The organism is Flavobacterium nackdongense, assembly GCF_004355225.1.
Taxonomy (GTDB): domain Bacteria; phylum Bacteroidota; class Bacteroidia; order Flavobacteriales; family Flavobacteriaceae; genus Flavobacterium; species Flavobacterium nackdongense.
Genome location: NZ_CP037933.1, coordinates 1,098,035 through 1,112,793, shown reverse-complemented (window position 1 = coordinate 1,112,793; position 14,759 = coordinate 1,098,035). Strand labels below are relative to the sequence as shown.

7 protein-coding genes are annotated in these 14,759 nt (G+C 38.1%); all 7 read left to right on the top strand.

The window, feature by feature from the left end; all coding sequences use genetic code 11:
• The first annotated feature begins 109 nt into the window (after positions 1 to 109).
• The 7 genes from E1750_RS04365 to E1750_RS04335 all read left to right on the top strand — a co-directional run bounded on the left by E1750_RS04365 (position 110) and on the right by E1750_RS04335 (position 14,754).
• Positions 110 to 3,241 carry a glycoside hydrolase 5 family protein gene (locus E1750_RS04365; RefSeq protein ID WP_133275597.1) on the top strand — a complete coding sequence of 1,044 codons (3,132 nt, stop codon included), beginning with the start codon at positions 110 to 112 and terminating at the stop codon, positions 3,239 to 3,241.
• Between the two features lie 14 nt (positions 3,242 to 3,255).
• Positions 3,256 to 5,145, top strand: coding sequence for an Ig-like domain-containing protein (locus tag E1750_RS04360; protein WP_133275596.1), 1,890 nt, complete (start codon positions 3,256 to 3,258; stop codon positions 5,143 to 5,145).
• A 14-nt stretch (positions 5,146 to 5,159) separates the two neighbouring features.
• Positions 5,160 to 6,005, top strand: coding sequence for a glycoside hydrolase family 16 protein (locus tag E1750_RS04355; RefSeq protein WP_133275595.1), 846 nt, complete (start codon positions 5,160 to 5,162; stop codon positions 6,003 to 6,005).
• Between the two features lie 149 nt (positions 6,006 to 6,154).
• Complete coding sequence (locus tag E1750_RS04350) at positions 6,155 to 9,580, top strand: hypothetical protein (protein WP_133275594.1); 3,426 nt, start codon at positions 6,155 to 6,157, stop codon at positions 9,578 to 9,580.
• Between the two features lie 4 nt (positions 9,581 to 9,584).
• On the top strand, positions 9,585 to 10,850 hold the full coding sequence (locus E1750_RS04345; RefSeq protein ID WP_165698007.1) for a glycoside hydrolase family 17 protein: 1,266 nt from the start codon (positions 9,585 to 9,587) through the stop codon (positions 10,848 to 10,850).
• A gap of 88 nt (positions 10,851 to 10,938) precedes the next feature.
• Positions 10,939 to 12,366 (top strand): glycoside hydrolase family 30 protein, encoded by a 1,428-nt coding sequence (locus E1750_RS04340; RefSeq protein WP_227873960.1) that lies wholly within the window; start codon positions 10,939 to 10,941, stop codon positions 12,364 to 12,366.
• A gap of 33 nt (positions 12,367 to 12,399) precedes the next feature.
• Positions 12,400 to 14,754, top strand: coding sequence for an MFS transporter (locus E1750_RS04335; RefSeq protein WP_227873959.1), 2,355 nt, complete (start codon positions 12,400 to 12,402; stop codon positions 14,752 to 14,754).
• Positions 14,755 to 14,759 lie beyond the last annotated feature (5 nt).

Genomic DNA, 14,759 nt, shown 5'->3' with positions numbered 1-14,759 from the left:
TTGTGGTTGTTTTTGCAGAAACTCTAGTTTATTCCTTTAAATTTACAATATTCTATTTTTCGGACTTTCGAATTCAAAAATTATTCAAACATTCAAAACTACATCTAGTATGAAAAAGGTTATTTTTTTACTCACGCTTTTTAGTTGTTCTATTTCTTTGTTTGCACAATCGGATCAAATCCAATTGGTAAATACCACTGAAGGAACCAAACTTAAAGCAAATGGACAAGAGCTCATGATCAATGGGGTAAATTGGGATTATGTGCCTATTGGTGCGAATTTTAATTACAGTTTGTGGAAACAAAAAGACGAACTTATTACAAAAGCGCTGGATGATGAGATGGGGCTTTTGAAAAATATGGGGGTCAACACCATCAGAGTATATTCAGGGATACCTAAAAAATGGATTGAATACATTTATACCAAATACGGAATTTACACCATGCTCAACCATACTTTTGGTCGGTATGGATTGACTTTAAACGGCACTTGGGTAGTGAATACCGAATATTCTAACCCTGCGACCCGCGCATTGCTTCTGGAAGAAGTAAAACAAATGGCTGCCGAGTATAAGGATACCAAAGGTTTGTTGTTATTTTTATTGGGTAATGAAAATAATTATGGGTTGTTTTGGGATGGAGCCGAAACAGAAGATATTCCTATCGAGGATAGAAAATCTACAGTACGTGCCGAATCGATGTATAAATTATTCAATGAAGCGACCCTCGCTATGAAAGCCATCGACAAATCACATCCAATAGGGATTTGTAATGGGGATTTGCTTTTTCTTGATTTAATTGCCAAGGAATGCCCGGATGTGGATATCTTAGGTTTGAATGTGTATCGTGGTATTTCGTTTGGTGATGTATTCGAAAGAGTTAAAAAAGAATATGGCAAACCAATTCTATTCGCTGAATTTGGTTCAGATGCTTTTAATGCGGTAACTAATCAGGAAGATCAAAATGCACAAGCAGCTTTGCTCAAAGGCAATTGGAAGGAAATCTATGAAAACGCCGCCGGTATCGGTAAAAGCGGAAATTGTTTGGGGGGCTTTACTTTTCAATTTAGTGATGGTTGGTGGAAATATGGGCAAACAAAACTCTTAGACGTACACGATACTAATGCCTCTTGGGCGAATGGAGGTTACGCTTTTGATTATGTGAAAGGCGAAAATAACATGAATGAAGAATGGTTTGGTATTTGCGCCAAAGGTCCTACAGATGTAAATGGCAATTATCAATTGTACCCACGATCCGCTTACTATGTACTGAAAGAAGTACATCAGTTTAACCCGTATTCCAATGGAAAAAAGCTAGCAGATGTAGAACACCATTTTGATACTATTCAAATTTTAGATGCCACTTTACGAGCCAGAGGTGATAAAGCAGCGTTGGATAGTTCAAAAAACTCAAAAATTAGACTATCGAGGTTGTCTGCAGAAATCACCACCTTCAGTACAGGAGGCGATTTAATCACAACTCCTAAAGATCCTGTTCCAAATACGACTACCTATCCTAACCAATTGGGTTTCGATAATATGCAATCTTTTTTTATAGGTGTCGAAGGAAGTCCCAGTGCTAATATGACCGCCAACGTTGAATTCAATGTTTTAGGTAATGTAGCATTGAATCCAATTGATGAAATTTTTTATGAAAATAGAGGAAGACCTGTGCAAGTAGAAAGCCCTGATGGAACCATCTCTTTAGAAGATAATAATCGAGTGGAACTTTATAGAGCAAGCTACAAATGGGATGATAAATTATTCAAACTAGACGGATTTTATAGAACCGGACACTATCATTGGGGTTATGAAGGCGATTTCTTTGGCCTATATCCTGAAGCCAATTATGGACCTAATTTAGATATTTATCAAGGTAGAGCTCCTTATGGATTAGAAATTGAAGGAAAGAAAATGTTTAAGGGATTTAAATTAGCGATGGGACCTGAACTTTGGTGGGGAGCGAATCCAGCGGTTTTACTTAAATACTCCAAAACAATTGGAAAATTTGATTTCACTGGGATTTTTCACGAAGATTTAACCCAAAGGACTAACACACAAACTTCTTATGCAATTCCACAGCCCAAAACAAGACGTTTTACCGCACATGTAAACAGAAAATTTGGAAAATTTGCTGTTGATTTAGGCGCTATTTGGGCCGGCCAGCCACTTCACGGTCGAGATTATCAAGTAGTACGAGGGGAAGGAGCCAATCAGCAAGTCTATATCAATCAAATTGAAACGAAAGATAATTTGGGTGGTAAAATGAAAGTGACTTATACTGGTGGACAAATCAATTGGTATGCTCAAGCAGCTGCTCAAGGATTGGTTGCTGGAGGTGGAGCCGATTTAACGCAGACTTTTACCGGTTGGAGACTTAAAGACAGCGGTAGTGGAAACCAGTACAATTTGTTAACTGGTTTGACCTATACTATCGGAAAATTACAAATTGCACCAAACTTTCTGTGGCAAAAACCTTTGGAAGGCCCTATCGCTACAGATGTTCCTGCTCCTGGAAGACCACGTAATATTTTAGACGACCCATTTGTGGTGAGAGCCAATAGAGAACAAGTAGCAAGCGAAATATTGTTCACTTTCGATCCAACACCGGGTACTTGGATGTATGATTGGGAAAATGACCGTTCAGAGGATTCCAAATTTGCCGTAAGTGCAGGATTTGTATTCCGTCATTTGCCTACAACTCAGGATGCTGCTATTGGTTTTCAAGCCGACCGTTCTACTTTCGCTTTTAATGGAGCGCCACCGGCCAAAGATTTATGGGAAACCAATGCACGAATTGTTTCAAAACTAAGTCCTGATCTTGGTTTTATTGGCACCATTTATGGCGGACCATCTCAAGCCAATGGTAGTGATGCCCGAACAATAGATCGTTATGGTTTGGATTTAAGAATGCTGTACAAAAAAGTCAAATTGACTTCATTTGTAAAAGTCAACGATTGGGGACCATTTGATTACCATAGAGATTTCAACTTGACATACCCATTGCAATTGATGGCGGATATCTCGTTCAATATCGGAAAACCCGATTGGTTTATTCTGCCAAACACTAGTCTGGGAATTCGCGGGACTTGGCGTTCTTTAGATCAATACTCTCCACGTTATAACCCTACTCAAACTTTAGATCCTTCTGGAATGTGGGTGCCAGACCCAACAGCTATCGGATTTTCAAACGGGCAAGAATGGGAAATTAGAACCTATTTACACATAAACATTGGTAACTAAATAAAAATATAAAAATGAGAACAATCCTAGAAATAAAATTAAATAAAGCAGTTTTTGCCCTGATGGGTTTACTGCTAGTTTGGGGATGTCAGAATGATGATGCGGATTTACAACCAGCTAAATATTCTGTTAATCCCGATGTATTTATCGATACATTTAGCCCAGGTCTCAATTTTGCTGCCTTTGGAGGGACTGTTATTTTAGGTTTCCAAGTAGATGATCAAGTGTCTTATAATAAGACTGCCGCGTCCATGCGTTTTGATGTCCCGAACGTAAATGATCCTGCAGGCGCTTATGTTGGGGGATCCTATTTTACAGAGGTTGGTAGAGATTTATCAGGTTATGATGCTTTGACTTTTTGGGCTAAATCTACTCAATCTGCTACAATCGATGTGATCGGTTTTGGGAATGATTTTGGAGCTAATAAATATCAAACCTCTATATCTGGTCTAACTTTAAGTACCGTTTGGAAAAAATATATTATTCCAATTCCTGATCCTTCCAAATTGAAAATAGAAAAAGGAATGTTATTCGTTTCAGAAGGACCCGAAAACGGAAAAGGATACACCTTTTGGTTAGACGAAGTAAAATTCGAAAAATTAGGAACCATTTCAGCCGGACAAGGGGCTATTTTGAATGGTGCCAATAAAGTGGAAACTTCTTTTATAGGAGTAACGCTCCCAATCGATGGTTTGACTGCTTCTTTCAGTTTGCCTAATGGAGTGAACCAAAATGTAAATCTTACACCAGCTTATTTTGTATTTACTTCATCAAATCCATCAGTAGCCACTGTTGATGAACTCGGAATTGTAAAAGTTATAGGCGCTGGAACCGCTGTTATTACAGCAAAATTAGGCGATAGTACTGCAAAAGGATCCTTGACTATCAACTCGGCAGGAACCTATGTACCTGCTCCAATTCCAACGCAAGATGCTTCAAAAGTAATTTCGATATTCACCGAAAAATATCCTAATATTCCAGTTGACTATTACAATGGCTATTGGCAACCGTACCAAACGACAAAATCTGCCGATTTTACCGTTAATGGAGATAATGTATTGAACTATACTAATTTCAATTTTGTCGGAATTCAATTCAGTTCTCCTACTGTTGATGCTTCGGTTATGTCGCACTTGCACATCGATCTTTATATGCCAAACGCCATAGCAGCGGGTTCGGTCTTTAAAGTACAATTAGTAGATTTCGGAGCCGATGGTGTAGCGGGAGGTACAGATGATAAAAGTTCTGTCGTGTCCTTTTCAAGCCCTACCTTGGTTACAAAAAGTTGGATTGGACTAAACATTCCTCTGTCAAGTTATACAGGTTTGACTAGCAAAACACATATTGGTCAAATCATTTTCGAAGGAACCAACATTACTAATTTTTATGCAGATAATATTTATTTCTACAATGATGGAAGTATTATTCCTGCCACGCCAACCACGGCCGCACCAACGCCTACCGTTCCTACGGCTAATGTGACATCGGTGTTCAGTGATGCATACACCAATGTCGCGGGAACTGATTTTAATCCCAATTGGGGTCAAGCTACGGTAGTTACTCAAGTACCTATAGCTGGAAACAACACCCTAAAATATGCTAATCTCAATTACCAGGGAATACAGTTGGGCAGTAGCGTAAATGTAACCTCTAAAACACAGTTGCACTTAGATTATTATTCTTCCAATTCTAGCAGTTTAAAAGTTTACCTCATTAGCCCTGGCCCTGTTGAGAAAGCTTTTACATTAACAGTTCCTACTGGTCCTGCGCCTTCGGTAAATGGATGGAGAAGTATCGATATCCCTTTAACGGCTTTTTCACCAGTGAATTTAGGGAATATTATTCAGTTAAAATTTGATGGCAATGGTACTATCTTCCTAGACAACATCTATTTCCGTAATTAATAAAAATATAGATCATGAAAAAATATTTAACAGCTAAAAGTTTTACTCTGACCATTGCAACAGCGATCGTTATACTGTTTTCATTAGTAGGATGCAGTTCAGATACCGGTCAAAAATTGGATCAGCGTAATTGGGAACTGACTTGGAGTGATGAGTTCGATGGTACATCTGGAATGCTACCGGATGCCAAAAAATGGACATACGATATAGGAAATGGGGGATGGGGCAATCAGGAATTGCAATATTATACCAATCGTCCTGAAAATGTTTCATTAGATGGAGTAGGAAATTTAGTTATTACGGCCAAAAACGAAAGTTTGGGTGGTTCCGCTTTTACATCGGCAAGAGTCAAAACTCAAGGACTTTATACTCAAGCCTATGGCCGTTTTGAAGCGAGGATTAAATCGCCTTATGGTCCTGGAATTTGGCCTGCATTTTGGATGCTTGGTGCCAATATTGATACCACTCCTTGGCCGCAATGTGGTGAAATCGATATTATGGAGATTAAAGGAAACCAGCCGAGCATCGTATATGGTACACTCCATGGTCCAGGTTATTCGGGAGGCAATGCCATAACAGATTTTTATGCATTGATGAACAATCGTTTCGATAAAGACTTTCACATTTTTGCCGTAGAATGGGACGCTGATAAAATTGATTTCTTTGTCGATGGGTATCTATACCAAAGATTAACTAAAAGCACTGTATCTGCTGAAGGCGAATGGGTTTTTAACCAACCTTTTTATATGATTATGAATATTGCAGTTGGAGGAACTTTTGTCGGATTCCCTACTGTTGATACTTCATTTCCTCAAAAAATGACCATCGATTATGTTAGGGTTTATAAACTAGCCGAATAATTTTTATTCGAATACATTTCGAATGGGGCAAAATCAAAAGTTGATTTTTTGATCACTTAATACTTACCCAAAGTATTGAATTTACAAGTTTTTACTAATTTTTATTTCTATAATAATGAGCACATTAAAAGCTCAAAAACGAATACCGAATGGAAAGCAATAATAAATCTGTATCAATTGATATAACCACTTTAGAAGGAGAACAATTCTATAAAATTTCCAACTGCGACAAGATGCGTCCTTTTTTTATGAGCATCGTCAGTGATTCCGATCATTGGATGTTTATTTCAAGTAATGGCGGACTTTCGGCTGGAAGAAAAAACGCCGAGTTTGCTCTTTTTCCGTATTATACCGACGATAAAATCACTGAATTTGCTGATATTACAGGTAGTAAATCGATTTTTCAAATCCGTTTTCAGGATGAAATTATGGTATGGGAACCTTTCTCAGAACGGTTCAATCAAAACTACAACCTGACTCGGAATATTTACAAAAACTTTTACGGAAACAAAGTCATTTTCGAAGAAATTCACAATGATTTGAAACTGACCTTTCGATACCAATGGAATTCCAGTAATCGCTTCGGTTTTGTAAAAAAATCGGAAATCATCAACGATGCTGAGGTTGATTATTCAATTACAGTTTTAGACGGTCTGCAAAATATTATGCCGCAAGGGGTAAACAGCGATTTGCAATCCAGCACCAGCAATCTGGTTGATGCCTACAAAAGAACCGAATTGCATGCAGAAAGCGGCTTGGGAATTTTTGCTCTAAGTGCCATAATTGTTGATAAAGCAGAGCCCAGTGAAGCACTCAAAGCCAATGTGGTTTGGTCGTTAAGAATGAATAATCCAACCTATTTATTATCGTCTAAGCAAATTCCAGGGTTTAGAAAATTAGAAAAAATCACCAATGAAACCGATATAAAAGGCGAGAAAGGAGCTTATTTTATTTCTAACGAATTGTATTTACCTGCTAAATCCACGGAGGGCTGGAATATCATTGCCAATGTCAATCAAAATCAATCGCAGGTCATCCAACTTTGCGAATCGATAGTTCACGACAAAACACTCGAAAGACAGGTCAATGAGGATATAGAATTGGGCAAGCAAAATCTAATTGCCTTGAGCGCTTCGGCGGATGGTTTGCAATTTACAGCCGATAAATTTATTGATTCCCGTCATTTTGCCAACACGCTTTTCAACATTATGCGAGGAGGTATTTTTGATGATAATTACCAAATTGGGAAAAATGATTTTACGCAGTATTTAGCCAAAGCGAATAGTCTGGTGTTTGAAAAAAATCAAGATTTTATCCAAAATTTGAAAGACGAGTTTTCCTATGTCGATTTGCTTGATTTGGTCGCAAAACATAAAGATGAAGATTTAGTGCGACTTTGTACCGAATATTTACCCTTAAAATTCAGTCGCCGACATGGAGATCCGAGTCGCCCTTGGAATAAATTCTCTATCAATACTCGCAGTGAAGTTGATGGTTCCAAAATCTTGGATTACGAAGGAAATTGGCGCGATATTTTTCAAAACTGGGAAGCCTTGGCCTATGCCTATCCCAATTTTATCGAAGGAATGATTCATAAATTCCTTAACGCATCGACATTCGATGGCTATAATCCGTATCGAGTGACCAAAAGCGGATTCGATTGGGAAGCTATTGAACCCGATAATCCTTGGTCCTACATTGGCTATTGGGGCGATCATCAAATTATTTATTTGTTGAAATTTTTAGAGTTTATCGAAAAATACAATCCAGGAAAGTTAAACTCTTATTTTGAAAAAGATTGTTTTGTTTATGCCGCCGTTCCTTATACCATAAAAGCGTATCAAGATATCTTGAAAAACCCGAAAGACACCATAGAATACAGTCACAGTTGGGAGAAAAAAATCAATGCCGAACGCAAAAAAATTGGCGCCGATGGAGCTCTATTTCGAGACAATAACAATGAAATTTATCATGTCAATTTCATCGAAAAAATCTTGGCGACGGTTTTGGCTAAAATGTCCAACTTTATTCCTGAAGGCGGAATTTGGATGAATACCCAACGTCCCGAATGGAATGACGCCAATAATGCTTTGGTTGGAAATGGAGTTTCAATGGTAACCTTGTGCTATTTGCATCGATTTTTGAAAGTATTCCAAAACATTTTGGATTCATCCGAGTTGGAGACTATCAAAATTTCGAATGAAATGGTTGAATTCTACCACGAAGTGAGAGATTGTTTGGTAGAAAACAAACACTTATTATCAGGAAAAATTAACAATAAATCCCGCAGAAGTATTACAGACCGTTTAGGAAAAGCAGCTTCTGACTACCGTTTGCAGGTGTATAACAGCGGATTTTGGGGCAAGAAAAGAACGCATTCTATGGCGGGTTTGAAAACCTTTGCGAACGTAGCTTTAGACTTTATAGAACACACAATCCGTGCCAATCAAAGACCGGATCATTTGTATCAAGCCTACAATTTGATGACTTTAAAAGGAGATGAAATAGTGGTTTCAAACTTGAGCGAAATGCTTGAAGGACAAGTAGCCGCTTTAAGTTCGGGCTATCTGAATGCCAATGAATCTTTACAAATTTTAGATGCTTTACGAAATAGTGCTTTGTATCGTTCCGATCAAAACAGTTATATTTTGTATCCAAATAAAGACTTGCCGAAATTCTTAGAAAAAAATAATATTCCAAAAGCGAGTATTGAAAAATCAACTTTATTGACTCAGTTATTGGCTGATTCGAATAGTGCATTAGTCAATATGGATTGCAAAGGGGAGTATCATTTCAATGGAAATTTCCATAATGCCAATGATTTGAAAGCGGCCCTCGAACAACTTCATAAACGAGCGCAATACCGTGATTTGGTGGAAAAAGAATCTGAATTTGTGCTGCAAATTTTTGAAGAAGTTTTCAATCACAAAGCGTTTACCGGAAGGTCTGGAACTTTCTTTGGGTACGAAGGATTGGGTTCCATATATTGGCACATGGTTTCAAAATTGCATTTAGCCGTTTTAGAAGTCATCGAAAAAGCCTATCAAGAAAAAGCTGATACTACGGTAATTGCTGCTCTATCGGCACATTATGAGCAAATTGGAGCAGGAATCGGAGTTCACAAATCGCCAGAAGTCTATGGTGCATTTCCAACCGATCCATACTCACACACACCTTCGCATCGCGGAGCGCAACAGCCGGGAATGACAGGGCAAGTAAAAGAAGATATTCTTACCAGAAAAGGGGAATTAGGGATTAATGTAAAAGAAGGTATGCTAACTTTTGAGCCTGCTTTGTTGAACAAAAATCAATTTCTGCAACAAGAGGAAACGGTTACTTTTAATGATTTACAAAGCAATACCTATTCCTTAAAATTGGATAAAGGAAGTTTGGCATTTACCGTTTGTCAAGTGCCAGTTATTTATTCGATAGACGACCGAAATCAAATCGAAGTGCTGTTTAAAAATGGCAATTTGGAAACTATTTCTTCCTTGACCTTAAGTCACGATTTGAGTCAGCACATCTTCCACCGCAGCGGAGAAATTAGCCAAGTTAAAGTCAGTATTAACATTTAAGTAAATGAACAAAATATTAAAATTTGTATTACTTTTTTCAATAATTACACTATCATTTTCGTGTAGTAGCCAGCTTATGAATTCAAAAAAAGAAACTGAAATAACCGCCGAGAACATTATAGGAAATCCAAAGTATCAAGCCATTTGTTATGGTGGATTTCGGGAAAAATCTAGAGATATTGAACCCACAATTGCACAGTTGAAAGAGGATTTGCGACTACTTGCTGCAATGAATATCAAAGTGCTGAGAACCTATAATGTACACAACAAAGAAGTTTCGAATTTATTAGTAGCCATTAGAGAATTAAAAAAAGAGGATTCCCGCTTTGAAATGTATGTGATGCTAGGCGCTTGGATCGATTGCAAAAATGCTTGGACCGCGCTGCAGCCTATTCATAATGTGGAAAGTGAACGCAATGCTGTTGAAATTGCCGAGGCAGTACGATTGGCCAACGAATATCCGGAGATTATCAAGATTATCGCCGTTGGAAACGAAGCGATGGTGAAATGGGCGGCCAGTTATTATGTAGAACCCGCCATTATCCTGAAATGGGTCAACCATTTGCAAAATTTAAAGAAAGAGCAAAAATTGCCCGCAACGCTTTGGGTTACCAGTTCCGACAATTTTGCTTCTTGGGGAGGTGGTGACAATGAATATCATGTAGAAGATTTGAAACAGCTCATACAAGCAGTCGATTATATTTCGATGCACACTTATCCGATGCACGATACGCATTATCATCCTGTGTTTTGGGGCGTTTTAGAAAGTGAAATGCAATTATCGGACAAGCAAAAAATTGATGCTGCAATGGTTCGAGCGCGCGATTATGCTATCAATCAGTATAGAGGTGTTTCTAATTATATGAAATCCTTGGGAGTTCAGAAACCGATTGCCATCGGAGAAACAGGTTGGGCCACTTTGGCGAGTGATTTGTACGGAAATTCAGGTTCGAAAGCGACCGACGAATACAAATCGGCGGAGTATTATAGATTAATGCGTGAATGGAGCAACAAAGAAGGAATATCACTTTTTCACTTTGAAGCATTTGACGAGCAGTGGAAAGACAGCGGAAATCCTCAAGGTTCTGAAAATCATTTTGGATTAATCAATTTGCAAGGACAAGCCAAGTTTGCGCTCTGGGATTTGGTCGATCGAGGAGTTTTCAAAAAATTGACTCGCGATGGAAAACCCATTACCAAAACCTATAATGGCGATAGTAAAGCCTTGTGGGAGGATGTCAAAACACCTCCAACCTTACAAATAAAATAATATAGTGATGAAAAATTTATTCCTAAAAAATCGTCTCCAAGTTTTAGTATTTCTTTTTTGTATCACCTTTTCAATGAATAAAAGTATAATGGCACAAGAATTAAAAACCGATGTTTATGAAACCTCGGCTTCTGGGAATTCCTTAAAAAAAATTACTACGTTTTCCGAAGCAAAAAACGCTGCGGTTGTTACCTTAAATCCAACGGAAAAATTTCAAACTATCACCGGTTTTGGAGGGTCGTTTACGGAGGCTTCTGCTTCTTTGCTCAATCGATTGAGTGCGGCAAACCGTAAAAAAATTCTGGAAGCTTATTTTAGCGAAAAGGGTGCAAAATATTCACTGACCAGAACGCACATTGCGTCTTGTGATTTCTCCCTCAGTAATTATACCTACGCCAAAGTAGAAAATGATTTAGAATTGAAACATTTCACTATCGAAGATGATCAATCGGATTTGATTCCAATGATTTTGGAAGCCAAAGCCATTTCGAAAGAAGGGTTTAATATCATTGCCTCGCCTTGGACATCGCCACCTTGGATGAAAGACAATAAGAAATATGTTGGCGGAAAATTATTGCCTGAGTTCAATGACACATTTGCTTTGTATTTTTCAAAATATTTAGAAGCATATAAAAAACAAGGAATTGCTATTTGGGGAGTTACCGTCATCAATGAGCCGCACGGCAATGGCAACAACTGGGAGAGTACGCTTTTTTCTCCCAAGGAAATGACCGATTTTGTTCAGAATCATCTTGGGCCAAAATTGGAGAAAGATGGTTGGGGGAAAGTAAAAATTTTAGGCTACGACCAAAACAGAGCGGGTTTACCTGAATGGGTAGATGAAATGTTTAAAGACGAAAAATCGTCAAAATATTTTGCGGGAACGGCCATACATTGGTACGAGAGTACTTATGATTATTTGCCTGACGCCTTGCAATACGCTCATAAAAAAGCGCCCAATAAGTATTTAATTCAAACCGAAGCTTGTGTCGATTCGGAAATCCCACATTGGAATGATGATGCTTGGTATTGGAAAAAAGAAGCCACCGATTGGGGTTGGGATTGGGCCTCTGAAAAAGACAAACATTTGCACCCAAAATACGCTCCTGTCAATCGTTATGCCACTGATATCATTGGTTGTTTGAACAATTGGGTCGATGGTTGGGTCGATTGGAATATGGTTTTAGACAAACAAGGAGGACCTAATTGGTTCAAAAATTGGTGTGTAGCGCCTGTAATTGTCGATCCTGAAAAAGATGAGGTTTATTTCACACCCTTGTATTATACGATGGCGCATTTCAGCAAATTTATGCGACCAGGAGCCGTTAAAATTGGCTGCCAAATCACTAATAAAGATTTGATGGCTACAGCGGTGAAAAATCCTGACGGAAGTACAGCAGTCGTAATTTTCAATCCTACTGACCAAGAAATCGCTATAGAAATCAATCAGAATAATAAAAAGGTAACTATTTCAATTAATGCCAAAGCACTTCAAACCATTGTAATAAAACCTTGAAAACCAAAATAATTAACTAAAACCAATATTACTATGTCAAATACTACCTCACATACAACGGAAAAAGTTCCAATGGGTCAAAAAGTCGCTTTTGGAATAGGTATGTTAGCCAATCAAATGTTCCCGGCAATGTTAGGAATTTTTACCGTTGTTTTAATACAAAATCTAGGCTTTGCAGGTTGGATGCTTGGTTTAGTAGCCTTTCTTCCAAAATTTTACGATGCCATTTTAGACCTTATCATGGGCTATATAAGTGACAATACGAGATCTAAATGGGGAAGAAGAAGACAATATGTTTTGGCAGGTGCCGTAATCCTCGGCGTTTCTTTCGCTTTTATGTGGCAATTGTATGCAAGTGATGGCGTAACCTATAATTTTATCCACTTTTTAATTGTTTCGTTGTTCTTCTATACGGGGCTTACCATTTTTAGCATTCCTTATGTAGCTATGGGCTACGAAATGAGTGATAACTTTCACGAGCGTACTAATATTATGGCTACTGCTCAATTGATTGGTCAATTAGCTTGGGTAGTGGCGCCCTGGTTTTGGGTTATAATGGCAGACAAGACCCTATTTCCCTCGGGTGATGTAGCGGTAAGAACTTTGGCGGTTTATGTAGCAATTGCGTGCGCTATTATGGCAGCCATTCCAGCATTTTTTATTCCGAGTAAATCTACTTTAAATGAAAATTACGGTTCCATTTCTCTTAAGGGAATTCTCAATAGTTTTGGCGAAATTAAGGAGGGTCTTAAAGCTTCTGTTGAAATAAAACCATTCCGAAAACTTTGTATAGCTACCTTTTTAATTTTCAACGCTTTCAATACTACCGCAGGTTTTTCCTATTTTATTATTAAATACTATTTGTTTAAGGGAAATGAAGATGGGTTCGGATTATGGCCAACTCTTTTTGGAAGTGTTGGAGCACTGATCACCACCGTGATGGTCATCCCTGTTGTTGCAAAATTATCTAAAACAATGGGTAAGAAGAAGGCATTTATTCTTTCGCAGGGGATCTCGATTTTGGGATATGTTTTACTTTGGTTACTTTTCATTCCCGGTAAACCCTACTTGTTTTTGTTTGCCTTGCCATTTTTTTCTTTTGGTATTGGGAGTTTATTTACCCTGATGATGTCGATGACATCTGATGTAATTGATATAGATGAATTGAACACCGGCAAAAGAAGAGAAGGCAGTTTAGGCGCGATTTATTGGTGGATGGTAAAATTCGGACTTGCTGTGGCGGGATTATTAACCGGATTAATTTATTCCTTGGTTGATTTTGTCCCAAATGCGGCCACTCAGTCAGATCAGACGATGTTTTGGTTAAGAATATTTTTCTCTCTTATTCCAATTCTTGGTACGCTCGGTGCGATGTGGGTAATGAATGATTATGATGTCGATGAAGCCAAAGCGATAGAAATAAGCGCTCTATTGCAAAAAAGAAAAGCTCAGAAAAAGCAATCTTCAGCTTATTTACCTGGTAAATTACTTTCCTTAGACTTAGACAATAAATCGTTGAATAGCATCATCGGTTTGGATTTAAGTACAAAAACGGAGGCGGAAATCAAAACCCAATATTCAGAAATCTTACAGCATGGTTTGCACGGTTTATGTTTCAGTCCCTATGCTGAAGGCCAAGATACCAACGATGTGGTTACCGACAAGCAAATACGCAGAAAACTCGATATTATAGCGCCACATACCAAATGGATTAGAACATTTTCCGCTACCAAAGGAAATGAATTAATTCCTGAAATCGCAAAGGAAAAAGGAATACAATCCATAGTAGGAGCCTGGATTAGCGATGACAAAGATCGAAATGAAAAGGAAATTCAATCCCTTATTTCCTTGGCGAAGGCTGGTGTAGTGAGTGTTGCAGCCGTAGGAAATGAAGTGCTGCATCGCGGGGAAATATCGGAACAAGAATTAATAGGATATATCGAAAGAGTTCGAGCTGCTATTCCTGCATCAATTCCTGTAGGTTCTGTAGATGCTTATTATCAATTTTTGGATAGACCGGCTTTGGTAGATGCTTGTGATTTAATTTTAGCGAATTGTTACCCGTTCTGGGAAGGAGCTTCAGCAGACTATGCTTTGAATTATTTAAGCAGAATGATTGGGTTTACAAAGGAAATAGCCAAAGGAAAAAAAGTTATCATAACCGAAACGGGCTGGCCAACGGTGGGAGAAACTGTAGAAATGGCCGCACCATCCCAAGTCAATGCAATGAAATATTTTATAAGTGTGCAAGAATGGGCCAAAAGCCAGAATATAGATTTGTTCTATTTTTCCTCTTTCGACGAATCTTGGAAAATTAAACAAGAAGGAGAAGTTGGTGCCGGTTGGGGAATTTGGGATAAAAATGAAAATTTAAAATTTAAAAAATAAAAAAT